The sequence below is a fragment of the Roseateles saccharophilus genome, from assembly GCF_031458095.1.
GTDB lineage: Bacteria > Pseudomonadota > Gammaproteobacteria > Burkholderiales > Burkholderiaceae_C > Pelomonas > Pelomonas saccharophila_A.
Genome location: NZ_JAVDXU010000004.1, coordinates 564087 through 589760, shown reverse-complemented (window position 1 = coordinate 589760; position 25674 = coordinate 564087). Strand labels below are relative to the sequence as shown.

Genomic DNA, 25674 nt, shown 5'->3' with positions numbered 1-25674 from the left:
CTTGTTTTCAAGTCAACTCTTGCGGTAGGTGAGGAGAGCGTTGATCACCCAGTTTCGGTCCTCGTCGCTCATGTCCTGATGGCAGTGCAACTGCAGGACATGGCGCGACCAGATTTTTCCCTGGTCGCCGGCGAGGTCCGGCACGCCGGGCCACAGCCAGTCCCAGCGCGACACCGGCACGCCCAAGGTCCTCAAGGCCTGATAAGCGGGGTCGGGATCGTCGACCCAAAGCGGAAACACATAGGGCGCGCTGTGTTCAGACAGGGCCGGGAACAGCGGTCGCATGCCCGCCTGGTGGGCCAGGGCCTGGGCCATGGCGCGGTAGTGCTGCTGGCGCCGGGCGATGACGCGGCCTCGCGAGGTCTGCAGGGCGGCGCGGGTGGCAGCGCGCGTCGGGGCGCGATGGCACAGCTTCACGTCGATGCGTGCGTAGTCGCTCGCGGGGTCGAACTGGGCCGGTTGTGGCGCGCTGCTGGGCGCCACGGGGCGCCTGCCGCGCAGCAGGCCCTTGAGCGCCAGCAGCGGGCGGGCCCAGAGGCCCCAGTGCCCCAGGCGGCCATAGCGCGCGCTGATCTCCACGGCGTCCAGCGAAGCTTTCAGCTGGCTCTTCCAGCCGACGGCTTGCAGTGCCGCCACCGGCCGGGCCGGCTGTCGCACCAGCAGCAGGCCGCCGTCCTGGGCGGCGAAGAACTTGGGCAGGCTGGCAATGGCGACGTCGCCCAATGCGCCCACGGCGCCGCCCGCGCCCTGGCCGAACATGGCATGGGCGCAGTCTTCGAGCATCAGCACGCCGCGGCGCTGGCACCAGGCGCGCAGATCGCGCAGATCCAGGGGCAGGCCGAAGAAATGCGCCACGCACAGCACGCGCGTGTCGGCCGGCGCCTGCTGCTCCAGCCAGGCCAGGCTCGGGCGGCCGTCGGCGTCAATGGGATAGAAGCCCAGCTCATGCCCCAGCGTCAGCACCGGCGATACCATGGTGGGGCAGTGGTAGCTGGGCACCAGCACGCGTTGGCCCGGCGCCAGCGCCAGGCTTTCCAGGCCGAGCAGGATGGCCGCGCGGCCACTGCTGGTCAACAGCGCGCCCGGCTGGTCGAGCAGGCAGGGCAGTGTCTGTGCGCTGGCGTCAGCCTGCCAGTTGTGCGGCCCCGGCACGGGATTCCGCGGGACCTCGCGAGGCGAGCTGACGTCGGCGTTCATCCGTGGGCTCGGGCCGGTCAGGTCCGCGCGGCGACGAAGTCCGCCAGCGAACCGACCGTGGCGAAGGTGTCGCCGTCGATGTCGTCATCGTCCACGACCAGGCCCAGCTGCTCTTCCAGGGCCGTGATGAGGCTGACCACGGCCATCGAGTCCAGCTCGGGCAGGGCGCCGAGCAGGGCGGTGTCGCGGGTGAAGGTCTGGGCGCGGCCGTTCAGGCTCAGCACGTCGTCGAGAAGTCTCAGCACATGGCCGAGCACTTGGGCGTTTTCCATTGGGGGCCTGGCGTCCAAAAATGCAGCCGCGCAGTTTAGCCGGCCGCCCCCTCGCCTCCGGGGAGGCCACCCCTCGGCCTCGGGGGCGCGTGAGATACTTTTTTCATGCCTGAATCGACCCTGCTGCACGAGTTGGTGGCCGTTGCCGCCGAGCGCACGCCCGACGCCCCGGCCCTGACCTATGGCGGCACGACGCTGAGCTATGGGGGGCTGGATGCGGCCGTGCGCGGCTTTGCCAGCGGCCTGATGCAGCTGGGCCTGGCCCGCGGCGAGCGGGTGGCCATCTACCTGGAAAAGCGCTTCGAGACCGTCGTCGCCAGCTTCGGCGCGCCGGCCGCCGGTGGCGTTTTCGTGCCGCTGAACCCCCTGCTCAAGCCCGACCAGGTGGGTTTCATCCTGCGCGACTGCGATGTGCGCGTCCTCGTCACGTCGCCGGAGCGCCTGGCCCAGTTGGGCGAGGTGCTGACGCAATGCCCGTCGCTGCGCCATGTGGTGCTGACCAGTGGCGCGGGCTCTGCCCCGGTGCCGGTGCATGACTGGGCCCAATTGCTGGCTTCACCCGCCCGCGCCGGCCATCGCGTCATCGACACCGACATGACGGCCATCCTCTACACCTCGGGTTCCACAGGCCGGCCCAAGGGCGTCGTGCTGTCCCACCGCAATATGGTGGCGGGCGGCAAGAGCGTGGCCAGCTACCTGGAAAACCGCGCCAGCGACACCCTGCTGGCCGCGCTGCCGCTGTCCTTTGACGCCGGCTTCAGCCAGCTGACGACGGCCTTCCACAGCGGCGCCCGCGTCGTGCTGCTGAACTATCTGCTGCCCAAGGACGTGCTCAAGGCCATGGAGCGCGAGAAGGTGACGGGCCTGACCGCCGTGCCGCCCCTCTACATCCAGCTGACCCAACTGGAATGGCCGGCGGCGATCGACCAGAACCTGCGCTATTTCGCCAACACCGGCGGCCGCATGCCGCGCGCGACCCTGGACCTGCTGCGCGCCAAGGCGCCGTCGGCCCAACCCTTCCTGATGTATGGCCTGACCGAGGCCTTCCGCTCGACCTATCTGCCGCCCGGCGAAGTCGACCGCCGCCCCGACTCCATCGGCAAGGCCATCCCGAATGCCGAGATCCTGGTGCTGCGCGAGGACGGCAGCGAATGCGCGCCCGACGAGCCGGGCGAGCTGGTGCACCGCGGCGCCCTGGTCGGCCTGGGTTATTGGAACGATGCCGAGAAGACGGCCGAGCGCTACAAGCCGCTGCCGGTCGGCGTCGGCGGCCGCGAAGGCGGGCTGCAGCTGCCCGAGTTCGCGGTGTTTTCCGGCGACACGGTCAAGCGCGATGCCGAAGGCTTCCTCTACTTCGTCGGCCGCCGCGACGAGATGATGAAGACCTCGGGCTACCGGGTCAGCCCCACCGAAGTCGAGGAGATCCTCTACGCCACCGGCCTGGTCGGTGAATGCGTGGCCTTCGGCGTCTATCACGACACCCTGGGTCAGGCCATCCAGGTCATCGCCACGCCGCCGGAAGGCGCTGCCGAGCTGGACCTGGCCGCCCTGACCGCCGCCTGCAAGGCCCGCATGCCGGCCTATATGGTGCCGCATGGCATTGATGTCCGCTCGGGCCCGCTGCCGCGCAACCCTAACGGCAAGATCGACCGCAAGACCCTGTCGACCGACTGGGCCGAACGCCACCCCGCATGAGCGAACCCACTCCCCCCAAGCGTGCCCTCGAGCACGCCCCCGTGCTCTTCCCCCGTGACGCGAACGGCGAATTGCTGGTTGGCGGGCAGCGCCTATCCGTGCTGGCTGAGCGCGTCGGCCAGACGCCGTTCTATGCCTATGACCGCGGGCTGTTGAAGGCGCGTGTTGCCGAGCTGCGTGCGGCCTTGCCCCAGGGCATCGAGCTGCATTACGCGATGAAGGCCAATCCCATGCCGGCCCTGGTCCAGCTGATGGCCGGCCTGGTGGACGGCATCGACGTGGCCTCGGCCGGCGAGCTGCAGGTGGCGCTGAATGCCGGCGCCGATCCGCACGAGATCAGCTTCGCCGGCCCCGGCAAGCGGGATATTGAGCTGGGCCAGGCCGTGGCCGCCGGCGTGCTCGTCAATGTCGAGTCGGCGCGCGAGCTGGCGCCGCTGGCCCGTGCCTCGCAGCGCCTGGGCCTGCCGGCCCGCGTGGCCCTGCGCGTGAACCCCGACTTCGAGCTCAAGGGCTCGGGCATGCGCATGAGCGGCGGCCCCAAGCAGTTCGGCATTGACGCCGAGGCCCTGCCGGAGGTGCTGGCCGAGGTCGGACGCCTTAGCGGTGATGGGCTCGCCTTTGAAGGCTTCCACCTCTTCGCCGGCTCCCAGAACCTCAAGGCCGAGGCCATCTGCGAGGCCCAGCTGAAGAGCTATGAGCTGGCCCTGCGCCTGGCCGAGGCCGCGCCTTCACCCGTCAAGTTCCTGAACCTGGGCGGCGGCTTCGGCATTCCCTATTTCCCGGGCGAGACGCGCCTGGACCTGGCGCCCATCGCCGACAACCTCGCCGCGCTGCAAGCGCGCGCCAAGGCCGATCTGCCGGCCGCCAAGCTCGTCATCGAGCTGGGCCGCTATTTGGTTGGCGAGGCCGGTGTCTATGTCAGCCGCGTGGTCGACCGCAAGGTCTCGCGCGGCCAGGTCTTCCTGATTGCCGACGGCGGCCTGCACCACCATCTGTCGGCCTCGGGCAATTTCGGCCAGGTGCTGCGCAAGAACTACCCGGCCTCCGTGGAGCCTCAAGGCCGGCGCGAGGCAGCGACCGAGGCCGCCAGCGTCGTCGGCCCCCTGTGCACGCCGCTGGACCTGCTGGCCGACCGCATGGACATGGCCAAGGGCGAGATCGGCGACCTGGCCCTGGTCTATCAGAGCGGCGCCTATGGCCGCAGCGCCAGCCCCGAGGGCTTCCTCGGCCATCCGGCCTGCGTCGAGGTGCTGGTCTAGGCGGCGTCCGTCCAGATCCCGTTCTGCAGGATCTGGTGCGGCCGGAACCCCGCCTTGTAGGCCATCTTGGGGCTCTCCTCGATCCAGTAGCCCAGATACAGATGGCTGAGCTTCAGTTCCTTGGCCTGCTGGATCTGCCACAGCACACCATAGGTGCCCAGGCTGCCGGCCACGTCGGGGTCGTAGAAGGTGTAGACCGCCGACAGGCCGTCGTTGAGGATGTCCAGGATGGAGACCATGCGCAGCGGCGTGCTGCCGTCGGGCATCGTCTCGCGGAACTCGACCAGGCGTGAGTTGATGCGGCTTTGCAGCAGGAACTGGGTGTACTGGTCGACGCTGTCGTGGTCCATGCCGCCGCCCGAATGCCGGCCGGCCTGGTAGCGCAGATAGAGGGCGTAATGCTCGGGCGAATAGCCCAGGCGCATGACCTTGGCCTGCAGATGGCGGTGCGCCTTCCAGGCGCGGCGCTGAGAGCGGGTGGGCTCGAAGCTGGCCACCGGCACGCGCAGGGCGATGCAGGCGCGGCATTGGTCGCAATAGGGGCGGTAGGTGAACAGCCCGCTGCGGCGGAAACCCGCGGCGACGAGGTTGGAATAGGCGTCGGCGTGGATCAGGTGGCTGGGCGTGGCGACCTGGGAACGCGCCTGGCGACCCTGCACGTAGCTGCAGGGGTAGGCGGCCGTGGCATAGAACTGGATCTGCGCGAGCGGCAGTTCTTTGGGGTGGGTCACTTGAGGTCGAGGATCCGGTGCCAGTAGTCCGGATGATAGGTCCAGGGCCCGGGCGCAGCCTCACCCACATGCGTGGCCAGATGGTCCTCGAAGGCCGCCCGTGGGACTTCTGCCGCACCCAGGGACGCCAGATGGGGGGTGTTCTGCTGGCAGTCGATCCAGGGGATGCCGAATTCCCGGCACAGGCAGATCAGGGCGCACAGGGCGATCTTGGAGGCGTCGGTGCGGCGCATGAACATGGATTCGCCGTAGAACATCCGCCCCAGGTTGACGCCGTAGAGGCCGCCGGCGAGTTCGCCGTCCATCCAGGTCTCGATGCTGTGCATGGCCGGCCAGGCCAGGTAGGCGGCCTGCAGCTCGGGGACGATCCAGGTGCCCGACTGGCCTTCGCGCGGCACGCTGGCGCAAGCCTTGAGCACGACGGCGCGATCAAAGTCGATGCGGATCTCGCAGCCTGGCGTGGTTGCAAAGCGCTGGACCGTCTTGCGCAGCGAGCGCGACAGCTTGAAGTCGCGCGTTTGCAGCACCATGCGCGGGTCGGGTGCCCACCACAATGGCGGCTGGCCAGGGCCATACCAGGGAAAGATGCCGTGGCGGTAGGCGGCCTCCAGGCGCTCGGGGCTCAGCGTGCCGCCGGCGGCCAGCAGGCCCGGCGCGTCGGTCTCGGGGCCGAGAGCGCGACGGCTAGGCGGGAAGTCGAGGGTCTCCTCGTTCAGCCAGTCGATCATGAGGCCCATGGTACGGTGCGCGCCATGATCACCGTCTATGGCATTCCCAACTGCGACACCGTCAAGAAGGCCCGCACCTGGCTGGCCGAGCATGGCCTGGAAGTCGCCTTCCACGACTTCAAGAAGCAGGGCGTTCCCGCCGAGCTGCTGCCGGCCTGGATCCAGGCCTTTGGCCGCGACAGGATCGTGAATCGTGCCGGCAATACCTGGCGCAAGCTGGACGATGCAGCCAAGGCTGCGGTGGTGGACGACGCCTCGGCCGCGGCGCTGATGCTGGCCGAACCCAGCGTCATCAAGCGGCCCGTCGTGCGCTGGCCGGACGGCCACTGGACGCTCGGATTCAGTGCAGAAAAGTTCGAGAAGAGTGCATTGAGTGCACCAAAGAAGAGCTGAGCGCTTGTTTGTGGTGCCCTGCGGCGGCGAATTCACGCCTTAAAAGCGGGCATTGAATTTGCAATTTCGGTGCGGTTTGGCTCGGCTTGGTGCATGTCGCCCAAGTCTGGAGCCGCCGGCCGGAGACAGCGTTGGAGACGACATCGATCAAGCAGGGCGCGGACGCGCTCTTCATCCTCCTGGGCGCCATCATGGTGCTCGCCATGCATGCGGGCTTTGCCTTCCTGGAGCTGGGCACCGTGCGCAAGAAGAACCAGGTCAATGCCCTGGTCAAGATCCTGGTGGACTTCGCCGTGTCCACGCTGGCCTATTTCCTGGTCGGCTATCTGGTCGCCTATGGCACGCACTTCTTCGTCGGCGCCGAAGCGCTGGCGCAGAAGAACGGCTATGAGCTGGTCAAGTTCTTCTTCCTGCTGACCTTTGCGGCGGCCATTCCCGCCATCGTGTCGGGCGGCATCGCCGAGCGGGCCCGCTTCGGCCCGCAGCTGGCGGCCACGTCCGTCATCGTCGGCTTCGTCTACCCGTTCTTCGAGGGTATCGCCTGGAACCAGGCGTTTGGCATCCAGGCCTGGCTGAAGGCCGCCACGGGCGCCGAGTTCCATGACTTCGCCGGCAGCGTCGTCGTCCATGCGGTTGGCGGCTGGATTGGCCTGGCGGCCGTGCTGCTGCTGGGTCCGCGCTTGAACCGCTACCGCAAGGACGGCGCGATGAGCGCCCATCCGCCTTCCAGCATTCCCTTCCTGGCCCTGGGCGCCTGGGTGCTGACCGTGGGCTGGTTCGGCTTCAATGTGATGAGCGCCCAGACCCTGGACAAGATGTCGGGCCTGGTCGCCGTCAATTCGCTGATGGCCATGGCCGGCGGGACGCTGGTGGCCGTGCTGCTGGGCCGCAACGACCCAGGCTTTGCCTACAACGGCCCGCTCGCCGGCCTGGTGGCGGTCTGCGCGGGTTCCGACGTCATGCATCCGCTGGGGGCGCTGGTGACCGGCGGCATCGCGGGTTGGGTCTTCGTGCAGTTTTTCACCCTGACCCAGAACCGCTGGAAGATCGACGATGTGCTGGGCGTCTGGCCCCTGCATGGGCTGTGCGGCGCCTGGGGCGGCATCGCCTGCGGCGTCTTCGGCCAGCAGTTTCTCGGCGGCATTGGCGGCGTGTCCTTCAGCGCCCAGCTGATCGGCACCCTGGGCGGCGTGGCCTGGGCCTTGATCGGCGGCATCGTCGTCTACGGCGTCATCCGCAAGATCACCGGCCTGAGGCTGGATGCCGAGCAGGAGTTCGAGGGCGCCGACCTGTCCATCCACAAGATCGGAGCGACACCGGACCGTGAGGCCAACTGGTAAGCTGGTCCGAACGCAGTTCCCGAGGCCTCCGCGGAGGCCTTTTTCTTCCCATGTTCACAGGCATTGTCCAGGGCGTCGCCCGCGTCGAATCCATCGAGGCCCGCGAGGGCCTGCACACCCTGCACCTGAAGTTCCCCCAGGGCTTCGATGACGAGTTGGCAATTGGTGCCAGCGTCTCCTGCGACGGCGTCTGCCTGACCGTCACCGAGAGGCCGGCACCCGATGTGGCGAGCTTCGACGTGATGGCGCAGACGCTGAGCCTGACGACGCTGGGCGGCCTGATGGTGGGCTCCGGGCTCAACGTCGAGCGCGCGGCCCGCGAGGGCGTCGAGATCGGCGGCCACCCGCTGTCCGGCCATGTCGACGTGTCGGCCCGCATCGCGGCCATCCGCAAGCCCGACAACAACCACGTCATCCGCTTTGCCCTGCCGGCACCGTGGATGCGCTATGTCTTCGCCAAGGGATACATCGGCGTCAACGGCTGCAGCCTGACGGTCGCCGAGGCGCATCGCGAGCGCGACGGTTCGGGCTGGTTCGAGGTCTGGCTGATCCCCGAGACCCTGCGCATGACCACCTTCGGCGCCAAGGATGTCGGCGACGCGGTGCACATCGAGATCGAGCGCAGCACGCAAGTCGTCGTCGACACGGTGCGCGATGCGCTGGACGAGAAGCTGGGGCCGCTGCTGCCGGTGCTCGAGGCCATCGCCAAGGAGCGCGGCATCGAGCTGACCCAGCTCACTCTGCCGCGCTGAGCCTCAGCCGGTCGAGCTCGGTTCGCGAGCGCGCCACGACGCGGTCGATCCTGTCGATCACCCAGGTCCAGTGGCTGTTGAGGCCGGTCGCGAAATGCAGCGAGGTGGTCGTCATGGCCACGGGGACCAGGACGAGGCCGCGTCCCTGCATGCCGGCCAGGGCCGGATGGCGGGCGGCGAGGGTGGCGTCGCCGGTCTCCAGCGTGATCAGCGCCGCGCGGCAACGTCCCGCCGCCGCCATGCGCAGGGCCGTGTCGTCGTCGTTGGCTTCCAGGGCCTTCATGCGCCCCAGGCCGGCCTGGCTGAACAGCTCCCCATAGCTGGAGCCGCGCGCCCAGCAGACGGCCTGGCCGTCCAGGTCACCGTAGCGGCGTATCGAAGCCTCCTCGCCACGGCGGACGACGGCCCAGGTGTGGTTGGTCCAGATGGGCAGGCTGAACAGCAGCTCCTTCTCCCGCCTGGGCGTGCGGCTGAGGCCGTACATGACGCCTTCGCCGGCCGCGGTGAGCTTCTGCGCGCGCAGCCACGGGGTGGGGCGGTAGTCCCAGCCCAGGCCCGCCTGCGTCGCCAGCCAGGCCAGCATCTGCGGCGTCTGGTCAGAGGGCGGGCCGGTGCCGACAAACAGCGGCACCAGGGGCGCGGCCCGCGCGGGCAACACCACGGTTGCAAGCGCCAGAGCCAGGGCCTGACGGCGGCCGGGCTCGTGCTTTGAGGTCATGGCCGATTCTAGGAAGCGCCGCCCGGCATCTTGATGCTTTCTTGATGCCGCCCGCCGCCTTCTTGTCGGCGCTTTGACGGCCCGATTTCCAGAATGACTTCCATCGCAATGGAGGTGTCATGGACATCGTTTTTCTGGGTCTGGGCGCGGTTCTCGCGCTGTTGACCGGGCTCGCGGCCTGGGGCTGCGACATCAGCGGGCGCCGGGCCGCCCCTAGGTCGCTGACCCCCCTCGGGGGGCAGGCCGGCACGCAGCCGGCCTTGGGGGCGGACAGTGCTTCGAGGAGGAAGTCATGAGTGGCTTCGAAATCGCTGCCGCCGCCCTCGTCGTCGCGCTGGTGGGCTATCTGTTCTGGGCGCTGCTGTTCCCGGAGGACTTGTCATGAGTGCCTCAGCCTGGATGCAGTTGATCGCCTTTCTCGTCGTGCTGCTCGCGCTGGCCTGGCCGCTGGCACGCTGGATCCACGCCGTCATGGAAGGGCGCATCGAATGGCTGCGTCGCGTCGAGCGCGGCCTTCTCAAGCTGGCCGGCGTGGATGCCAGCGCCGAGCAGAGCTGGCTGCGCTACGCGCTGGGCCTACTGCTCTTCAATGCCCTTGGCGTCGTCGCCGTCTACGCGCTGCAGCGCCTGCAGCATCTGCTGCCGCTGAACCCGCAGAGCTTCGGCCCGGTGTCGCCGGACTCGGCCTTCAACACCGCCGTCAGCTTCGTCACCAATACCAACTGGCAGGGCTATGGCGGCGAGACGACGATGAGCTATCTGACGCAGATGCTGGCGCTGACGGTGCAGAACTTCCTGTCCGCCGCGACCGGCCTGGCCGTCGTCATGGCCCTGCTGCGCGGCTTTGCCCGCCACGGCCTGCAGGCCATCGGCAATGTCTGGACCGACCTGAGCCGCGCCACGTTGTGGGTGCTGCTGCCGCTGTCCTTGGTGTTCGCCATCGTTCTCGCCGGCCTGGGTGTCGTGCAGACCCTCAAGCCCTACCAGGAGGTGGCGACCGTCGAAGCCCAGAGCTGGCAGGAGGCCAAGCTCGATGCCGCCGGCCAGCCGCTGAAGGGCGCCGACGGCCAGCCCGTCATGGAGGACAAGAAGGGCCAGACCCAGACGCTCGCCCTCGGTCCGGTCGCCTCGCAGCTGGCCATCAAGATGCTGGGCACCAATGGCGGCGGCTTCTTCAACGCCAACTCGGCCCATCCCTTCGAGAACCCCAGCGCCGCGACCAACGCGCTGCAGATGCTGGCCATCTTCCTGATCCCGGCGGCGCTGTGCTTCGTCATGGGCCGCCAGGTGGGCGACATGCGTCAGGGCCTGGCCCTGCTCGGGGCGATGGTGCTGATCTTTGCCGTCGCCGTCGTCGTGGCCACGGCGGCCGAGCAGGCCGGCAACCCGCGCCTGCCGCCCCTTGGCGTCGACGCGGCCCTCAGCGCGACCCAAGCCGGCGGCAATATGGAAGGCAAGGAGGTGCGCTTCGGCATCGAGGCCTCGTCGCTGTTCGCCGCCATCACGACGGCCGCCAGCTGCGGCGCCGTCAACGCCATGCACGACAGCTTCACGCCGTTGGGCGGCGCCGTGCCGCTGGTGCTGATGCAGCTCGGCGAGGTCATCTTCGGCGGCGTCGGCTCGGGCCTCTACGGCATGCTGGTGTTCGCCATGCTGGCCGTCTTCATCGCTGGCCTGATGATCGGCCGCACGCCCGAATACCTCGGCAAGAAGATCGAGGCGCATGAGATGAAGATGGTCTCGCTGGCCATCCTGCTGGTGCCTCTGGCGGTGCTGGGTGGCACGGCGCTGGCGGTGCTGATGGAGCCCGGCCGCGCCGGCATCTCGGCGCCCGGCGCGCACGGCTTCAGCGAGGTGCTCTACGCCTTCTCGTCCGCGGCCAACAACAACGGCAGCGCTTTCGCCGGCCTGTCGGCCAACACACCCTTCTACAACCTGCTGCTGGGCCTGGTGATCTGGATCGGCCGCTTCGGCGTCATCGTGCCGGTGCTGGCCCTGGCCGGATCGCTGGCGGCCAAGAAGCGCCTCGTGGCAGGCGAGGGCACCCTGCCCACCCATGGCCCCCTCTTCATCGCCCTGCTGATCGGCGTGGTGATCCTGGTCGGCCTGCTGAACTATGTGCCGGCGCTGGCCTTGGGACCTGTCGTCGAGCACCTGACCCTCTGGAGCATTCGATGAACCGCGCTGGCTTTTCCCTGTTCGATCCCGCGCTGACCCGCTCGGCGCTGGTGGATGCCGTGCGCAAGCTGGACCCGCGTGTCCAGCTGCGCAACCCGGTGATGTTCGTCGTCTACATCGGCAGTGCGCTGACGACGGCCCTGACCCTGGCCCAGCCCGGCGGCTTCGTCATCGCGGTGACGCTGTGGCTGTGGTTCACCGTGCTGTTCGCCAACTTCGCCGAGGCGCTGGCGGAAGGGCGCAGCAAGGCCCAGGCGGCGTCGCTGCGCGGCCTCAAGAAGGAGACCTGGGCCAAGGTCGTCGATGGCTGGCGCGCCGGTACCGCGCGCGACGGGCTCAAGTGGCATCCGCGCGAGGCCGGCACGCTGCGCAAGGGCGAGTGGGTGCTGATCGAGGCCGGCGACGTCGTGCCGGCCGATGCCGAGGTCGTCGACGGCGTCGCCTCGGTGGACGAGAGCGCCATCACCGGCGAGTCGGCCCCCGTCATCCGCGAGAGCGGCGGCGACTTCTCGGCGCTGACGGGCGGCACCCGCGTGCTGTCCGACTGGGTCGTGGCCCGCGTGGCCGTCAACCCGGGCGAGACTTTTGTCGACCGCATGATCGCCATGGTCGAGAACGCCAAGCGCAAGAAGACGCCTAACGAGATCGCATTGACCATCCTGCTGGTGGCGCTGACGCTGATCTTCCTCGGCGTCGTCGCCACGCTGCTGCCCTTCTCGCAATTCAGCGTCGCCGTGGCCGGCGCGGGCGAGCCGGTCGGCCTGCTGGTGCTCGTCGCGCTGCTGGTCTGCCTGATCCCGACCACCATCGCCGGCCTGCTGTCGGCCGTGGGCGTGGCCGGCATGAGCCGCATGCTGCAGGCCAACGTCATCGCCACCTCCGGGCGTGCGGTGGAAGCCGCCGGTGACGTCGACGTGCTGCTGCTGGACAAGACCGGCACCATCACCCTGGGCAACCGCCAGGCCGACGCCTTCTGGCCGCTGGACGGCACGAGCGAGGCGCACCTGGCCGACGCCGCCCGCCTGGCCTCGCTGGCCGACGAGACGCCCGAGGGCCGCAGCATCGTGGCTCTGGCCGACCGCAAGTTCGGCCCGGCCACGACCGCCGAGCGCGGCGAGTTCGTGCCCTTCACGGCGCAGACGCGCATGAGCGGCGTGAACCTGGGCGAGCGCCAGATCCGCAAGGGCGCCGGCAGCGCTGTGCGCGCCCATGTCGAAGCCCTCGGCGGCCGCTGGCCCGCCAGCGTGCAGGCCAGCGTCGACGAAGCCGCCCGCCGCGGCAGCACGCCGCTGGTGGTGGCCGATGGCGTGCAAGTGCTGGGCGTTGTCGAGCTGAAGGACATCGTCAAGCCCGGCATCAAGGAGAGATTCGCCCAGCTGCGCCGCATGGGCATCAAGACCGTCATGGTCACCGGCGACAACCGCCTGACGGCCGCGGCCATCGCCGCCGAAGCCGGCGTGGACGACTTCCTTGCCGAGGCCACGCCTGAGGCCAAGCTGGCGCTGATCCGCGAGCAGCAGGCCCAGGGCCGGCTGGTGGCCATGACCGGCGACGGCACCAACGACGCCCCGGCCCTGGCCCAGGCCGACGTGGCCGTGGCGATGAACACCGGCACCCAGGCCGCCAAGGAGGCCGGCAATATGGTCGACCTCGACAGCAACCCGACCAAGCTCATCGAGATCGTCGAGACCGGCAAGCAGATGCTGATGACGCGCGGGTCCCTCACGACCTTCAGCATCGCCAACGACCTGGCCAAGTATTTCGCCGTGCTGCCGGCGGCCTTCGTGTCGACCTATCCGCAGCTGGCGGCGCTGAACGTCATGCACCTGGCCAGCCCCAGCTCGGCCATCCTCAGCGCCGTCATCTTCAACGCGCTGATCATCGTGGTGCTGATCCCGCTGGCGCTCCAAGGCGTGCGCTACCGCGCCATCGGCGCCGCAGCACTCTTGCGCCGCAACCTGCTCGTCTACGGCCTGGGCGGCGTCATCGTCCCCTTCATTGGCATCAAGGCCATCGATGTTTTGCTCGTGGCCCTTCACCTCGCCTGAATCATGAACACCCAACTCCGCCCCGCGCTGACCCTTTTCGTCCTGCTCAGCCTCGTCACCGGCCTGGCCTATCCGCTGCTCGTGACCGGCGTTGCGCAGACCCTGTTCCCGCATGCCGCCAATGGCAGCCTGCTCGTCGACAACGGCAAGCCGGCAGGCTCGGAGCTGATCGGCCAGAGCTTCACCGACGCTGGCCACTTCTGGAGCCGCCCCTCGGCCACCGCGCCCATGCCCTACAACGCGGCCAATTCCGCGGGCTCCAACCTGGCGCCGACGGCGCCGGCGCTGACCGATGCGGTCAAGGTACGCGTCGAGGCCCTGCGCGCCGCCGATCCCGGCAACACCACCCCCGTGCCGGTCGATCTCGTCACGGCCTCGGCCAGCGGCCTGGATCCCCACATCAGCCGCGCCGCCGCCGACTACCAGCTCGCTCGCGTCGCCCGCGTGCGCGGCCTGCCGGTGGAGCGCGTGCGTGCCCTGGTCGACCAGCACACCGAAGGCCGCTGGCTCGGCTTTCTCGGCGAGCCACGCGTCAACGTGCTGGCGCTCAATCTGGCCCTGGAGCATGCGACGATGACCGCACAATGACTTCTTCGCGCGCAACGCCATGCTGATCAACAGTGCCGTATACGACGATGGCCGCATGGTGGCCGAGCCTGGCCTGGACGGTGTGTCCGAGGCGCTGGAGGCGCGGCAGACCGGCTTCGTGTGGATCGCCCTGCGCGACCCGACCGACGACGAGCTGCACCTCCTGCAGCACGAGCTCAACCTGCCGGCCCTGGCCGTCGAGGATGCCCGCAAGGGCCATCAGCGGCCGAAGGTCGAGGAATACGGCGACATGCTGTTCGCGGCCATGCACCTGCTCGAGGGAGGGCCGGACGGCGAGCTGCAGGTCGGCGAGGTGCATGTCTTCGTCGGCGCGCGCTTCATCGTGTCGGTGCGCCACCGCAGCGACCAGGGCTTCCTCGGCGTGCGCGGCCGCGCCGAGCGCGAGCCCGATCTGCTGCGCCAGGGGCCGGGTTTCGTCTTCTATGCGCTGATGGATGCCGTTGTCGACCGCTATTTCCCGTTGATGGACGCCATCGAGGCCGAACTGGAGCAGCTGGAGGAAACCATGTTCCGGCCCCACCAGGACCGTCAGGCCGTCGTGCAGCGGCTGTTCGGCCTGAAGCAGCGCCTGGCCACGCTGCGCCACGCCGTCACGCCGCTGCTGGAGGTGTCGGCCAAGCTGCATGGGGGGCGTGTGCCCGTCGTCTGCAAGGCCCTGCAGGACTACTTCCGCGACGTCTACGATCATCTGCTGCGCATCCAGGCCAGCATCGACGCCGCCCGCGAAACCATCATCGCGGCGACCCAGGTCAACCTGACCCTGGTCACCATCGACGAATCCCTGGTCACCAAGCGCCTGGCCGCCTGGGCCGCCATCTTTGCCGCGTCCACGGCCCTGGCCGGCATCTGGGGCATGAACTTCGAGAAGATGCCCGAGCTGAAATGGGAGTTCGGCTATCCGATGGCCCTGGGTGCCATCGTGCTGGTCAGCAGTGCCTTGTACTGGCGCTTCAAGCATCTCAAGTGGCTGTGACGGACGCGCGACCCGATCCCGACGAACTGCTGGCCAAGGTCCAGCGCGAGGAGGCTGCGGCGAGACGTGGCCGGCTGAAGATCTTCTTTGGCGCCAATGCCGGCGTCGGCAAGACCTTCGCCATGCTGGCGGCCGCGCATGCAGCTCATAAGCAGGGCCGGGCGGTGCGCGTCGGCGTGGTCGAGACGCATGGGCGGGCCGACACCGAGGCCATCGCGCGCGATCTGCAGCGCCTGCCGCTGAAGGACATCGACCACCGCGGCCAGACGCTGCGCGAGTTCGACCTCGACGCGGCCCTGGCCTGGGGGCGTGGGCAAGCCGGCAACGTGCTGTTGCTGGACGAGCTGGCCCACAGCAATGCGCCGGGCTCGCGCCATGCCAAGCGCTGGCAGGATGCCCAGGAGCTGTGCGAGGCCGGCGTCGAGGTCTGGACGACGCTGAACGTGCAGCACCTGGAGAGCCTCAACGACGTCGTCGGCGGCATCACCGGCATCCGCGTCTGGGAGACCCTGCCCGACAAGGTCTTCGACGCGGCTGACGAGGTCGTCGTCGTCGACCTGCCGCCGGACGAGCTGCTGCAGCGCCTGAAGGAGGGCAAGGTCTATCTGCCGCAGCAGGCCGAGCGGGCGGCGAAGAACTTCTTCCGCAAGGGCAATCTGCTGGCCCTGCGCGAGCTGGCCCTGCGCCGCACCGCCGACCGCGTCGATGACCAGATGCAGGCCTACCGGCGCGAGCACACGGACCTGGGAAGGGCCGCGGTCTGGCCGAATCGCGAGTCCCTGCTGGCCTGCGTGGGGTCGAGCGCGGCCAGCGACAAGGTCGTTCGCAGCGCTGCCCGGCTGGCGAAAGCGCTGGGCCTGGACTGGCATGCAGTGCATGTGGAGACGGCGCGGGCACTGGGCGACGCTGCCCGGCAGCGCGTGCAGCGCACGCTTGAGCTGGCCCAGTCGCTGGGCGCACGCACGGCGGTGCTGTCGGCGCCCGAGGCCGCCGCGGCCCTCGTCGGCTACGCACGCGAGCACAACCTGTCGCGCCTGGTCGTGGGCCGGCGCGAACGCCCCTGGCGCTGGCCGGGGCGGCCGTCGCTGGCCGAGGCCCTGAATCATCTTGCCGAGGAAATGGATGTGCTCCAGGTGGCCCTGCCGACGGTCTCCCGCGAGCGCGAACCACCGGTGCTGCAGGCCCGCGGCCTGCTCGCGCCGCACGCGCTGCGCGGCTACGCGGCGGCCCTGCTCGGCGTAGGCCTGACGACCTTCGTCGCCCAGGCGCTGCTGGCCTTCATCGCGCCGACGAATATCGCGATGCTGTATCTGCTCAACGTCGTCGGCGTGGCGCTGCGTTTCGGCCGTGCACCGGCGGCGCTGACGGCCCTGCTGGGCGTGGCGGCTTTCGACTTCGTCTTCGTCGAGCCGCGCTGGTCCTTCGCCGTGGGCGACGCTCAATACCTCGTCACCTTCGCCGTGCTGCTGCTGGTGGGCCTGGTCATCGGGCAACTCGCAGCCGGCCTGCAGTCCCAGGCACGCGCGGCCCAGGAGCGCGAGCGCCGCGTGCGTGGCCTGTACGCGATGTCGCGCGACCTGGGCGCCGCCCTGGTGCCCGAGCAGGTGGCCGAGATCGCGACACGCTTTCTGCGCGCCGAGTTCGGCGTCGCTTCGGCGGTGCTGGCGCCGCCGCTGGGCGCGTCGCCCGGGCGCGAGGTGCTGGTCCTGCTGCCGGGGGCGGGCATCCAGCCCGATCTCGGCGTCGCCCAATGGGCCTTCGACCATGGCCAGGCCGCAGGGCAGGGCACCGACACCCTGCCGGCCAGCCCCTGCCTGATGCTGCCGTTGACCGCACCGATGCGCTTGCGCGGCGTGCTCGCCGTCGAAGGGAAGGGGCGGCGCTGGTCGCCCGAGGAGCGCGAGCTGCTGGACACCTGCGCGGCCCTGCTGGCGATCTCGCTGGAGCGCATCCACTACATCGAGGTGGCCCAGCACAGCACGCTGCAGATCGAGTCGGAGCGGCTGCGCAACTCGTTGCTGACGGCCATCTCGCACGACCTGCGCACGCCTTTGGCGGCTCTGGTGGGCCTGGCGGATGCGCTCAAGCTGACGCCGCTGCGGGACCAGCAGGCCGAGGTGGCCGACGCGATGCGCCGCTCGGCCCTGCGCATGAGCGCCCTGGTCAGCAATCTGCTGGACATGGCGCGGCTGCAATCCGGAGCCGTGCAGCTGAACCGCCACTGGCTGCCGCTGCAGGAAGTGGTGGGCAGCGCCCTGGCCAGCCTGGATGAGGTGCTGGCGGGTCGCGATGTGGCCGTGGAGCTGCCGGCCGACTTGCCGCTGGTCGAGCTGGACGCGGTGCTGGTCGAGCGCGTCCTCGTCAACCTGCTGGAGAACGCGGCCAAGTATTCGCAGGGCGGCATCCGCATCACGGCGCGCACGGCCGGCCGGCATGTGGAGATCGACGTGGCCGACAGCGGCCCGGGCTTCCCGGCCGGACGCGAGACCCAGCTCTTCGACAAGTTCGAGCGCGGCGACCGCGAGAGTGCCACGCCCGGCGTGGGCCTGGGCCTGGCCATCTGCAAGGCCATCGTCGAGGCGCATGGCGGGCGCATCAGCGCCCACAATTCGGCCACCGGTGGCGCCTGTGTCCGCATCGAGCTTCCTCTCGGTCAGCCTCCGGCGGAGAAACCTGAGTGAGCGCCGCCCGCGTATTGATGATCGAGGACGAGCCGGAGATCCGGCGTTTCGTGCGTATGGCGCTCGAGAGCGAGGGCCTGGAGGTCTTCGAGGCGGTGACGCTGCAACGCGGCCTCATCGATTCGGCCACGCGCCGCCCCGAACTCGTCGTACTGGACCTGGGCCTGCCCGACGGCGACGGCCTGGACTTCATCCGCGAGTTCCGCGGCTGGTCGCAGGCGCCCATCCTCGTGTTGTCGGCCCGCGAGGGCGAGGAGCGCAAGGTGCAGGCCCTGGATGCCGGTGCCGACGACTACCTCGTCAAGCCCTTCGGCGTGGCCGAGCTGCTGGCCCGCGTGCGCGTGCAACTGCGTCGCTTCACTCGAGGAAATGGGGGCGGTGGGCACGACACCGACCCGGTGCTGCGTTTCGGCGACATCGCCCTGGACCGCGCCCTGCGCACGGTCAGCAAGGCCGGCGAGGAGCTGCACCTGACGCCCATCGAATACCGCCTGCTGCAGGAGCTGGCCATGGCGCCGGGCCGCGTGCTGACCCACCAGCATCTGCTCAAGGCCGTCTGGGGTCCGGGCCATGCCGAGGATGTGCACTATGTGCGCGTGCACATGGCCAATCTGCGCAAGAAGCTCGAGGCCGACCCGAACCGGCCGCAATGGCTGGTGACCGAGGCCGGCGTGGGCTATCGGCTCAAGACATGAATCCGGAAGACCTGCTCAAGCTTGTGAAGACCGAGATGCCCTTCGGCAAGCACAAGGGCACGCGCATCGCCGACCTGCAGAGCAACTACCTGGCCTGGTTTGCGCGCGAGGGCTTTCCCAAGGGCGAGATCGGGCGGCTGCTGGCGCTGATGCATGAGATGGACATCAACGGCTTGCGCGAGCTGCTGAGGCCCCTGCGGTGAAGCGGGTCCTGCTGGGCCTGGGCTTCGCCCTCATCGGCTTGAACAGCCGTGCGGAAGGGGATGCCACCTACACCGTCGTCCGGGTGGAGGCCGAGAAGCTGCGCCTCTATTGGCGGGACGATGCCGACAAGCCCCTGAGGCGGCTGGACCGCCTGGCCGCCTGGCTGAAAGGGCAGGGCAGGACCCTGGCCTTCGGCATGAACGCCGGCATGTATCACGCCGACGCCAGCCCCGTCGGCCTGCTCGTCATCGACGGGCGCGAGATCGCGCCTCTCAATCTGGCCAGCGGCCAGGGCAATTTCTTCCTCAAGCCCAATGGCGTCTTCCTCGTCGATGCCCAGGGACCGCGGGTCATCGACGCGCTGGACTATCCGGCGCTGCGCGAGGGCGTGCGCCTGGCCACGCAATCCGGGCCGCTGCTGTTGAAGCAGGGCCAGATCCATCCGGCACTGGGCCCCAATTCGGCCTCGCGCTACATCCGCAACGGCGTCTGCGCCGCCGGCTCGCAAGCCCTCTTCGTCATCACCGAGAAGCCCGTCACCCTGTACGAGTTCGCCAGCTATTTCCGGGATGCGCTGCACTGCCAGGATGCCCTCTATCTGGACGGCGCCGTGTCCAGCCTCTATTCGCCCCGCCTCGGGCGCAATGACCACTGGAGCGAGCTCGGGCCGCTGCTGGCGATCGTCGAGTGACGCCGGCCCAGGCCGCGGTTTTGCCCGCCTGAACCGCGCCCTCTACGGTCTGTCGCAAGCGCGTTGGCCGACGCGCGTCGCGTCTCTAGTCTGCACCCCATCACAAGATGAGGAGCGGCCATGCTGCAGATCCAGAACGTCACCAAGAGCTATGGAAAATTCAATGCCGTCGAGGACGTATCGCTTGATTTGAAGCCTGGAGTGGTCGGCCTGATCGGCCACAACGGCGCGGGCAAGAGCACGCTGATGCAGATGCTGGCGACGCTGATGAAGCCGACCCGTGGGCGCATCCTGCTGGAGGGCCAGGACATCGGCGCGAAACCCGAGCTGATGCGCCAGCGCCTGGGCTATCTGCCCCAGGACTTCGGCGTCTATCCGCATCTGACGGCGCTGGAATTCCTGCAGTATTTCGCGGCCCTCAAAGGGGTCGGCGACCGCCAGCGCCTGCAGCAGCTGCTGGAGCTGGTGAACCTGCACGAGCAGGCGAACCGCCGCGCCATCGGCTTCTCGGGCGGCATGCGCCAGCGCCTGGGCATCGCCCAGGCCCTGCTGAACGACCCCGATGTGCTCATCGTCGACGAACCGACGGCGGGCCTGGACCCCGAGGAGAGGCTGCGCTTTCGCCACCTGCTCGGCGACCTGGGCCGCCAGCGCCTGGTCATCGTGTCGACCCACATCGTGTCGGACATCGAGAACATGGCGACCCACCTGGCCGTCATGCGCCAGGGCCGCCTGGTGGCCTTCGAGACGCCCGAGGCCGTCATCGCGCGTGCCGTCGGCAAGGTCTGGACGGCCCAGCTCGCGCCGGCCGACTACGAGGCACTGAAGGGCCATGTGCAGGTGCTGCAGGCCCAGCCCCAGGGCAGCCGCGTGCAGGTGCGCATGGCCCATCCCTCGCGCCCCTTTGCCGAGGCGGAGCCGGCCAATGCCACGCTGGAGGAGGCCCTGATGGCCCAGCGTTATGCCGATGCGCGGGAGGCCGCATGAACACTTCCCTCTACAAGGCCCTGGTGCTGAACGAATGGCGGCTGCGCAGCCGTCGCGTCAGCAGCCTCGTCATCCTGCTGGCCGTCGTGGGCATCAGCTGGTTGATGGTGCTGGACCCGGGCAGCGGCAGCGCCATGATGGTGGTGAACAAGCAGCGCATTGCCTACGAGAGCCAGGCCCTGGCCTTCGCGACCAATCTGATCGCCTCCCTGCTGCTCGGCCTGGCGGGCTTCTACCTGGCGCGTGGTCGGACGCAGGAGGACCTGCGCTGCGGCGCCGCCGGTGTGCTGGCCGCCACGCCGGTGGGGAGCGCCCAGTTGCTGGGTGCGCGCTGGTTGGGCGCCTTCGGCTTCCTGTTCTCGTTGGGCACTGTCGTCATGCTGACGGTGTGGGTGCTGCAGCTGGTACGCGGCGAGGGGCCGCTGCAGCCTTTGCCCTATCTTCAGATGCTGGTGCTGGGGCTGGCGCCGGGGCTGATGCTGTGCGCCAGTCTGGCCGTGCTGGCGGATGCCTGGCTGCCGCTGAGCGCCAAGCGCGGTGATGCGCTGTACTGGTTGCTGTGGATGGTCCAGTTCGCCTTCATCCCGGCCCTGTTGGGGCAGGGCGGTGCCGTGCACCTGAGCGGCTGGCAGCTGTTCGATGTCAACGGCATGTCGCCGCTGCTGGTGGGCGTGAGCCGGCTGATGGACGTGAGCCATATCAGCGTCGGCGGCTCGCCCTTCGATGCCTCGCTGCCCCTGCTGCACATGCCCGAAGGCCTGTGGACCTCGGAGCTGGTGGCATTGCGCGTGGGCTCCATGCTGGTGGCGCTGCTGCCGCTGGTGCCGGCGGTGATGCTCTTCCATCGCTACGCACCCGACCGCGTCAAGCTGCGCAACCCGAACGGCCGCTGGCGCCTCGTGCAGGGCCTGCAATGGCTGCTGCGCCCGCTGCTCAAGCCCCTGTCTTTCGCCCTCGGTCTGCTGCTGCGTGCCAGTGCGCGCCTGCCGGGTCTGCCGGGCCGCTGGCTGGCGGATGTGGCCCTGGTGCTGCTGAGCCAGCCGCTGCTGGCCCTGACCCTGCTGGCGGGCGCCGTCGCTTGTGGTGTGGCGCCGGCGCAGGCCCTGCCCGGCCTGCTGGCCGCGACGCTGTGCGCCTGGGGCCTGGCCGTGTCCGATGTCAGCTCCCGCGACCTGCAGAGCGGCACCCTGGCCCTGGCCAGTGCCACACCGGGTGGTGCCTGGGAGCGGGGCTGGCGCCAGGCCCTGGCGGCCTTCGGCCTCGGCCTGATGCTCGTGCTGCCGGGGCTGCTGCGCATCTGCAGCGCGGCGCCCCTGCTGGCCCTGGCCTGCGTCGCGGGGCTGCTCTTCCTCAGTGCCGCCGCCGCGCTGCTGGGTCGGTTGACGCAGGGCTCGCGCACCTTCCTGGCCCTCTTCCTGTTCGCCCTCTACCTTGACCTGCAGAAGGTCGGCATTCCGGCCCTGGACCTGCTGGGCCTGGCGGGTGCGGCGAGCGTGGCCAGCGCGACGGGTTATGCGTTGGCGGGTGTGCTGGGTTTCGCGGTCCTGCTGGCGGGGCCCGGGCTGCGTCGGACCTGAGGCCAAGGCCGCGGCCTACAGCGGGGCGCAGGGGAAAGGCGCAAGATAGCAAGGCCATGGTCGCCAAACACCGCCTCCTTGTTCTTGCCCTGGCGTCGCTGTGCGCTGCGGCGCCGGCCGACGAACTGCCCCGGTCGGCCCCCTGCCGCACCGCCGTGCAGGCCCTGGAGGACGCAGAAGACGCCATCGTGGCGGGCGCGTCGTCCCCGGCCGCAACGCCCGCCGACAAGCAGCGCCAGCAATCCGTCGCCGCGCGCCTGCAACCCTTGCGAAAGCGTGTGGCCGACGCCTGCCTGGGTGGGCTCACCACGTCGCCACCACCGTCCCAGCACAGCTGGGTCGTGCCCGAGGCATCCGTTCGACCGGGCATGGCCATGCCGCGCTCGCCTCAGCCTGCGGTGCCGCCGGTGACGCTGCCGCGCGTCGAGCCGCCGGTCATGGTGACCCATTGCACCGCGGCCGTCTGCTTCACCAACGATGGCAGCACGCTGACGCGCGTCGGCCCCGGGCTGGTGGGGCCGCGGGGGCAATGCACGGTGCAGGGCATGTTTGTGCGCTGTCCCTGAGTAGCATGGCCGCTTCCAGCGGGAGCCGCAGCCATGAACGCCATCCACGAGCGCCTGCTCAGTGCCTTCGAGACGCACGATGTCGACGAGATCCGCGCGGTCCTCGACGCCGGCTTTGACGCCGCTTCGAGCATTGACGGCGTCAGCGTGGTCAATCAGCTGCTCGAGATGTATTTCCGCTCGGACCGCTTTCCCGCCTGCCTGCAACTGCTGCTGGAGCGCGGCGGCGTGCTCGACGATCCCAGCCTCGCGCCGGTGCTGCTCAACGACGCCGGTGCGCTGACCGCCGCCGTGGCGGCCCATCCCGCGCTGCTGCGGCACCGCACGCAGATGCGCTGCACCTTCACGCCGCTGGACGGCGCGACGCTGCTGCATGTGGCGGCCGAGTACGGCCATGTGGCCGTGACCGAGCGCCTGCTGGCCCTGGGCGCCGACCCGGACGCGGCGGCCGCTGTCGATGCCGATGGCCTCAATGGCCAGACGCCGCTCTTCCACACTGTCAACTCCAACGCCAACCGCTCGGCACCCGTCATGCGCCTGCTGCTGGCCGCCGGCGCGCGCGCCGATGTGCGCCTGCGCGGCATCACCTGGGGCCGGGGCTTTGACTGGGAGACGGTCTGCTACGACGTGACGCCGCTGTCCTACGCCCAGCTCGGCCTGCTGCCGCAGATGCACCGGGCCGAGGCCGATGTCTACGCCAACATCGCCGAGCTGCTGGCGGCCCAGCAGCGGCCCGCGCCGCGGCTCGCCAATGTGCCGAACCGCTATCTTCAGTAGTCGATGCCGACGCGGATGCCGTAGGTGCGCGGGTCGTTCCAGTAGGCGCGCACGAAACCGCCGCCGTCCTGCACCGCGTTCTTGGTCATCTTGTTGGTCGCGTTCAGCACATAGAGCTCGGCCCGCCAGTATTTGGGCGCCTGCAGCTTGAGGCTGGCGTCGATCTTGGTGAAGGCCTTCTGGCCGTCGGAGATGTGCGCGTTGTCCAGGTTCAGCATCGTGAAGTACATCTTGTCCTGCCACTTCAGATTGACCCAGGGTGTCAGCTCCCAGCCCTCGCCGAACATGAAGCTCTGCGCGAAGTTGATGCCGAAGCTGTACTTGGGCGACAGCGGCAGGTGGTGGCCGGTGATGTCCAGGATCTGGCGGCCGGCAAGCTCGCGCACGGGGCCGTTGTAGGGCTCGGGGCAGGCGGGCGCGCCCACCTCGGCGCGTACGCCGCAGTTCCAGGTGTCGCTGTAGGACGGGTAGTCCTTCATCTTGCTGTTGATGTAGCTGAAGAAGGCGCCCAGGCGCGCGCCCGACCAGGGCTTGTAGTCGACCTCCAGCTCGATGCCCGGGATGCTGACGACGCCGACGTTGACCGTCTGCCACTTGGTGACGATGTCGCAGGTCGGGTTCTCTTCGAGGCAGGGCTCGGTGCGCTTGATGCGCGAGGCGAAGTTGTCGCCCGTGACCTGCATGTCCTTGTAGCGGCTGAAGAACAGCGTGGCCGACAGGCTCAGGCGCTTGTTCAGCATCAGGCCCTTGTAGCCGATCTCGAAGTTGGTGACGGTCTCGGGCTTGTAGGGGAAGAAGGTGTATTGCGGGCCGGCCGGGCCGTCCACGCAGTCGTGGCCGCCGCAGCGGTCGTCCTTGTCGCCGAAGCCGCCGGCCTTGTAGCCGGTGGACAGCGAGGTGTAGACCATGTCCAGCGGCGTCAGCTGCTTCTGCAGACCCAGGCGGTAGGTGATCTTCTTCCAGCTCTGCGAGTTGTCGTTGCCGGCCGGCGGGCCCCATTCGGCATAGGCCGCGGTGCCGGCGAAGGGCCCCATCTGCTCGGTCAGGTCGCGGCCGTTGTGGGCACGAAAGCCCGGCTCGCCCGGCGTGCCGGGATGGAAGAGGCCGTTGTAATAGGCGGGCGGGGAGCCGTCCCAGCCGCCGAAGACCTGGCCGCCCTTGTCGGTCTTCTTGTCGAAGCTGTAGCGGGCGCCCAGCGTGGCCGTCCAGGTCGGCGTGAACTTCCAGTCGGCCTGGGCGAAGACGGCCTTGGCGTCGATCTGGCGGTCGGGCTGGTGATAGAACTGGCTGGTCGGAAAGCCGTAGGGCGCCGTGACCAGCTGCTCCTGCGCGTAGTCGATGGCGTTCTTCTCGTGCATCCAGAACAGGCCGGTGACGAGCTGCAGCGTGTCGCTGTGGTGCTTGAACTGCAGTTCGTGCACGCTGGACTTGTAGGTCGAGCCCAGTGTGAACGAGGTCATGTCGCTGACGGGCCAGGTGCCCCAGTCTCCGTCGGGGCCGACGGGCAGGCTGGCCGTCACCTGGCTGGCGATGGGGTGGTAGCCGCCGTCATCGTCGGACTGCTGGGTGCGCTTCTGGTTGGCGAAGGCGAAGCCGTATTCGATGCTGCTGCTGGGGCTGAGGTTCCAGACCAGGTTGGAGCGCACGGTGTCTATCGACATGTCCGTCTTGCCGGGCACGTTGATCTTGACGTCCCATTTGCCGCCGGTGCAGGCGAAGGCGGTGCCGGCCGCCATGTCGCAGTCCTTCATCGCGACGTCGCCGGCGCCGTTGTTCTGGAATTTCTCGTAGGCCAGCAGCCACTCGACGTTGTCGGCAAGCTTGAGCCGCCCGGCGATGCGCGCCGCCCATTCGTCGCGGTTGTAGTAGTACTTGCTCTTGGAGACGAGGGTGTTGCGGCGCTGGTCGACGTCGGGGATGCCGTCGGCGACAAAGCCGTGCTCGGGGAGGTTGACGTCGTAGAAGTCCTGCTGCTGGTTGATCCAGCCGTCGCGCTTGACCTTGCTGACGGTGGCGCGCAGCGCGAACCTGTCGTTGACGGCGATGTTCTGGATCAGGTTGATCTGGCGCTTGCGGTAGTTGCCGAAGTCGGTCTCGACATTGCCATAGGTGGAGCCGAACTCGGGCTTGGCCGGGATGATGTTGACGCTGCCGCCGGTGGAGTTGCGGCCGAAGAGGGTGCCCTGCGGGCCGCGCAGCACCTCGACCTGCTCCAGGTCGAACATCAGCGCCAGCGCGCCTTGCGGGCGGGGCGAATACAGGCCGCCGACATGCAGGCCGACGGCGGGGTCGCCGATCTCGGTGAAGTTGGTGGAGCCGACGCCGCGGATGTTGATCTGGATGCCGGAGTCGGCGCCCGAGGAGATCTGCAGATTGGGCACGCTGCCGGAGAGGCCACGCACGTCGTGGATGCCTTCGCGGCTCAGCGCCTCCTGCGTGATGGCGGTGACGGCGACCGGCGTCTTCAGCAGGTTGGAGTTGACGCGCGTCGCGCTGACGGTGACGGTGGGCAGCTCGTTCCTGGCGTTGTCCTTGTCCGTCGCAGGCGCCGTCTCTTGCGCGAAGGCCGCGCCGGCCAGCAGGCTCACGGCGGTGGCGGTGAT

The 25674-nt window shown here is 69.1% G+C and carries 24 protein-coding genes; 18 read left to right on the top strand and 6 right to left on the bottom strand.

Annotation, left to right across the window (positions count from 1 at the left end):
- Positions 1 to 12: 12 nt before the first annotated feature.
- Together J2X20_RS25335 and J2X20_RS25330 are read right to left on the bottom strand one after the other, a co-directional pair.
- Positions 13 to 1197 (bottom strand): DegT/DnrJ/EryC1/StrS family aminotransferase, encoded by a 1185-nt coding sequence (locus tag J2X20_RS25335; RefSeq protein WP_310271457.1) that lies wholly within the window; start codon positions 1195 to 1197, stop codon positions 13 to 15.
- A 17-nt stretch (positions 1198 to 1214) separates the two neighbouring features.
- Complete coding sequence (locus J2X20_RS25330; RefSeq protein WP_310271453.1) at positions 1215 to 1469, bottom strand: acyl carrier protein; 255 nt, start codon at positions 1467 to 1469, stop codon at positions 1215 to 1217.
- Positions 1470 to 1574: 105 nt separating this feature from the next.
- On the opposite strand from J2X20_RS25330, the gene J2X20_RS25325 reads away from it, so the two are divergent.
- Positions 1575 to 3164 carry an acyl-CoA ligase (AMP-forming), exosortase A system-associated gene (locus J2X20_RS25325; protein ID WP_310271450.1) on the top strand — a complete coding sequence of 530 codons (1590 nt, stop codon included), beginning with the start codon at positions 1575 to 1577 and terminating at the stop codon, positions 3162 to 3164.
- On the top strand, positions 3161 to 4423 hold the full coding sequence (locus J2X20_RS25320) for a pyridoxal-dependent decarboxylase, exosortase A system-associated (protein ID WP_310271448.1): 1263 nt from the start codon (positions 3161 to 3163) through the stop codon (positions 4421 to 4423). Before J2X20_RS25325 ends, J2X20_RS25320 begins: the two co-directional genes overlap by 4 nt.
- Here J2X20_RS25320 and J2X20_RS25315 read toward each other — a convergent pair.
- Together J2X20_RS25315 and J2X20_RS25310 are read right to left on the bottom strand one after the other, a co-directional pair.
- Positions 4420 to 5154, bottom strand: coding sequence for an arginyltransferase (locus tag J2X20_RS25315; RefSeq protein WP_310271445.1), 735 nt, complete (start codon positions 5152 to 5154; stop codon positions 4420 to 4422). The two genes, J2X20_RS25320 and J2X20_RS25315, sit on opposite strands and share 4 nt — an antisense overlap.
- On the bottom strand, positions 5151 to 5882 hold the full coding sequence (locus tag J2X20_RS25310; protein ID WP_310271443.1) for a leucyl/phenylalanyl-tRNA--protein transferase: 732 nt from the start codon (positions 5880 to 5882) through the stop codon (positions 5151 to 5153). The genes J2X20_RS25315 and J2X20_RS25310 overlap by 4 nt, the downstream gene beginning before the upstream one ends.
- 24 nt (positions 5883 to 5906) lie before the next feature.
- On the opposite strand from J2X20_RS25310, the gene J2X20_RS25305 reads away from it, so the two are divergent.
- The 3 genes from J2X20_RS25305 (at position 5907) to J2X20_RS25295 (ending at position 8367) form a co-directional block, all read left to right on the top strand.
- Positions 5907 to 6275: an ArsC family reductase gene (locus J2X20_RS25305; RefSeq protein ID WP_310271440.1), complete on the top strand. Its 369-nt coding sequence runs from the start codon at positions 5907 to 5909 to the stop codon at positions 6273 to 6275.
- Between the two features lie 131 nt (positions 6276 to 6406).
- Positions 6407 to 7615, top strand: a complete 1209-nt coding sequence (locus J2X20_RS25300; RefSeq protein WP_409034201.1) for an ammonium transporter — start codon at positions 6407 to 6409, stop codon at positions 7613 to 7615.
- Positions 7616 to 7665: 50 nt separating this feature from the next.
- Positions 7666 to 8367, top strand: coding sequence for a riboflavin synthase subunit alpha (locus J2X20_RS25295; RefSeq protein WP_310271437.1), 702 nt, complete (start codon positions 7666 to 7668; stop codon positions 8365 to 8367).
- Here J2X20_RS25295 and J2X20_RS25290 read toward each other — a convergent pair.
- Positions 8351 to 9085, bottom strand: coding sequence for a substrate-binding periplasmic protein (locus tag J2X20_RS25290; RefSeq protein WP_310271435.1), 735 nt, complete (start codon positions 9083 to 9085; stop codon positions 8351 to 8353). The two genes, J2X20_RS25295 and J2X20_RS25290, sit on opposite strands and share 17 nt — an antisense overlap.
- 292 nt (positions 9086 to 9377) lie before the next feature.
- Here J2X20_RS25290 and kdpF point away from each other — a divergent pair, with 292 nt between their 5' ends.
- From kdpF to J2X20_RS25225, 13 genes are all read left to right on the top strand, one after another.
- On the top strand, positions 9378 to 9470 hold the full coding sequence (kdpF, locus tag J2X20_RS25285) for a K(+)-transporting ATPase subunit F (protein WP_310271432.1): 93 nt from the start codon (positions 9378 to 9380) through the stop codon (positions 9468 to 9470).
- Positions 9467 to 11263, top strand: a complete 1797-nt coding sequence (kdpA, locus tag J2X20_RS25280) for a potassium-transporting ATPase subunit KdpA (RefSeq protein ID WP_310271430.1) — start codon at positions 9467 to 9469, stop codon at positions 11261 to 11263. The genes kdpF and kdpA overlap by 4 nt, the downstream gene beginning before the upstream one ends.
- Entirely contained in the window at positions 11260 to 13311 is a 2052-nt protein-coding gene (gene kdpB, locus J2X20_RS25275; protein ID WP_310271427.1) for a potassium-transporting ATPase subunit KdpB, read from the top strand. Before kdpA ends, kdpB begins: the two co-directional genes overlap by 4 nt.
- A 3-nt stretch (positions 13312 to 13314) precedes the next feature.
- On the top strand, positions 13315 to 13899 hold the full coding sequence (gene kdpC / locus J2X20_RS25270) for a potassium-transporting ATPase subunit KdpC (RefSeq protein WP_310271425.1): 585 nt from the start codon (positions 13315 to 13317) through the stop codon (positions 13897 to 13899).
- A 19-nt stretch (positions 13900 to 13918) separates the two neighbouring features.
- Positions 13919 to 14893, top strand: coding sequence for a magnesium and cobalt transport protein CorA (locus J2X20_RS25265; RefSeq protein ID WP_310271422.1), 975 nt, complete (start codon positions 13919 to 13921; stop codon positions 14891 to 14893).
- Positions 14884 to 17574 (top strand): DUF4118 domain-containing protein, encoded by a 2691-nt coding sequence (locus J2X20_RS25260; protein WP_310271420.1) that lies wholly within the window; start codon positions 14884 to 14886, stop codon positions 17572 to 17574. The genes J2X20_RS25265 and J2X20_RS25260 overlap by 10 nt, the downstream gene beginning before the upstream one ends.
- 17 nt (positions 17575 to 17591) lie before the next feature.
- Positions 17592 to 18269 (top strand): response regulator, encoded by a 678-nt coding sequence (locus tag J2X20_RS25255; RefSeq protein ID WP_310271520.1) that lies wholly within the window; start codon positions 17592 to 17594, stop codon positions 18267 to 18269.
- On the top strand, positions 18266 to 18472 hold the full coding sequence (locus J2X20_RS25250; protein ID WP_310271418.1) for a DUF3820 family protein: 207 nt from the start codon (positions 18266 to 18268) through the stop codon (positions 18470 to 18472). Before J2X20_RS25255 ends, J2X20_RS25250 begins: the two co-directional genes overlap by 4 nt.
- Positions 18469 to 19164 carry a phosphodiester glycosidase family protein gene (locus J2X20_RS25245; RefSeq protein WP_310271415.1) on the top strand — a complete coding sequence of 232 codons (696 nt, stop codon included), beginning with the start codon at positions 18469 to 18471 and terminating at the stop codon, positions 19162 to 19164. Before J2X20_RS25250 ends, J2X20_RS25245 begins: the two co-directional genes overlap by 4 nt.
- 120 nt (positions 19165 to 19284) lie before the next feature.
- Complete coding sequence (locus tag J2X20_RS25240; protein WP_310271412.1) at positions 19285 to 20151, top strand: ABC transporter ATP-binding protein; 867 nt, start codon at positions 19285 to 19287, stop codon at positions 20149 to 20151.
- Positions 20148 to 21728 carry a hypothetical protein gene (locus J2X20_RS25235; protein WP_310271407.1) on the top strand — a complete coding sequence of 527 codons (1581 nt, stop codon included), beginning with the start codon at positions 20148 to 20150 and terminating at the stop codon, positions 21726 to 21728. Before J2X20_RS25240 ends, J2X20_RS25235 begins: the two co-directional genes overlap by 4 nt.
- Before the next feature lie 56 nt (positions 21729 to 21784).
- The gene (locus tag J2X20_RS25230; protein WP_310271404.1) at positions 21785 to 22294 is read left to right on the top strand and encodes a hypothetical protein; all 510 of its coding nucleotides are present in this window, start codon (positions 21785 to 21787) and stop codon (positions 22292 to 22294) included.
- A 33-nt stretch (positions 22295 to 22327) separates the two neighbouring features.
- On the top strand, positions 22328 to 23071 hold the full coding sequence (locus tag J2X20_RS25225; RefSeq protein WP_310271403.1) for an ankyrin repeat domain-containing protein: 744 nt from the start codon (positions 22328 to 22330) through the stop codon (positions 23069 to 23071).
- Here the strand turns inward: J2X20_RS25225 and J2X20_RS25220 are convergent.
- The gene (locus J2X20_RS25220) at positions 23065 to 25659 is read right to left on the bottom strand and encodes a TonB-dependent receptor (protein ID WP_310271400.1); all 2595 of its coding nucleotides are present in this window, start codon (positions 25657 to 25659) and stop codon (positions 23065 to 23067) included. The two genes, J2X20_RS25225 and J2X20_RS25220, sit on opposite strands and share 7 nt — an antisense overlap.
- Between the last annotated feature and the right edge of the window lie 15 nt (positions 25660 to 25674).

Excerpts from the sequence above, each read along its gene's own strand:
- J2X20_RS25335 (WP_310271457.1), bottom strand. The coding sequence starts at position 1,197 with ATGAACGCCGACGTCAGCTCGCCTCGCGAGGTCCCGCGGAATCCCGTG.
- J2X20_RS25330 (WP_310271453.1), bottom strand. The coding sequence starts at position 1,469 with ATGGAAAACGCCCAAGTGCTCGGCCATGTGCTGAGACTTCTCGACGAC.
- J2X20_RS25325 (WP_310271450.1), top strand. The coding sequence starts at position 1,575 with ATGCCTGAATCGACCCTGCTGCACGAGTTGGTGGCCGTTGCCGCCGAG.
- J2X20_RS25320 (WP_310271448.1), top strand. The coding sequence starts at position 3,161 with ATGAGCGAACCCACTCCCCCCAAGCGTGCCCTCGAGCACGCCCCCGTG.
- J2X20_RS25310 (WP_310271443.1), bottom strand. The coding sequence starts at position 5,882 with ATGATCGACTGGCTGAACGAGGAGACCCTCGACTTCCCGCCTAGCCGT.
- J2X20_RS25305 (WP_310271440.1), top strand. The coding sequence starts at position 5,907 with ATGATCACCGTCTATGGCATTCCCAACTGCGACACCGTCAAGAAGGCC.
- J2X20_RS25295 (WP_310271437.1), top strand. The coding sequence starts at position 7,666 with ATGTTCACAGGCATTGTCCAGGGCGTCGCCCGCGTCGAATCCATCGAG.
- J2X20_RS25290 (WP_310271435.1), bottom strand. The coding sequence starts at position 9,085 with ATGACCTCAAAGCACGAGCCCGGCCGCCGTCAGGCCCTGGCTCTGGCG.
- kdpF (WP_310271432.1), top strand. The coding sequence starts at position 9,378 with ATGAGTGGCTTCGAAATCGCTGCCGCCGCCCTCGTCGTCGCGCTGGTG.
- kdpA (WP_310271430.1), top strand. The coding sequence starts at position 9,467 with ATGAGTGCCTCAGCCTGGATGCAGTTGATCGCCTTTCTCGTCGTGCTG.
- kdpB (WP_310271427.1), top strand. The coding sequence starts at position 11,260 with ATGAACCGCGCTGGCTTTTCCCTGTTCGATCCCGCGCTGACCCGCTCG.
- kdpC (WP_310271425.1), top strand. The coding sequence starts at position 13,315 with ATGAACACCCAACTCCGCCCCGCGCTGACCCTTTTCGTCCTGCTCAGC.
- J2X20_RS25265 (WP_310271422.1), top strand. The coding sequence starts at position 13,919 with ATGCTGATCAACAGTGCCGTATACGACGATGGCCGCATGGTGGCCGAG.
- J2X20_RS25255 (WP_310271520.1), top strand. The coding sequence starts at position 17,592 with ATGATCGAGGACGAGCCGGAGATCCGGCGTTTCGTGCGTATGGCGCTC.
- J2X20_RS25250 (WP_310271418.1), top strand. The coding sequence starts at position 18,266 with ATGAATCCGGAAGACCTGCTCAAGCTTGTGAAGACCGAGATGCCCTTC.
- J2X20_RS25240 (WP_310271412.1), top strand. The coding sequence starts at position 19,285 with ATGCTGCAGATCCAGAACGTCACCAAGAGCTATGGAAAATTCAATGCC.
- J2X20_RS25235 (WP_310271407.1), top strand. The coding sequence starts at position 20,148 with ATGAACACTTCCCTCTACAAGGCCCTGGTGCTGAACGAATGGCGGCTG.
- J2X20_RS25230 (WP_310271404.1), top strand. The coding sequence starts at position 21,785 with ATGGTCGCCAAACACCGCCTCCTTGTTCTTGCCCTGGCGTCGCTGTGC.
- J2X20_RS25225 (WP_310271403.1), top strand. The coding sequence starts at position 22,328 with ATGAACGCCATCCACGAGCGCCTGCTCAGTGCCTTCGAGACGCACGAT.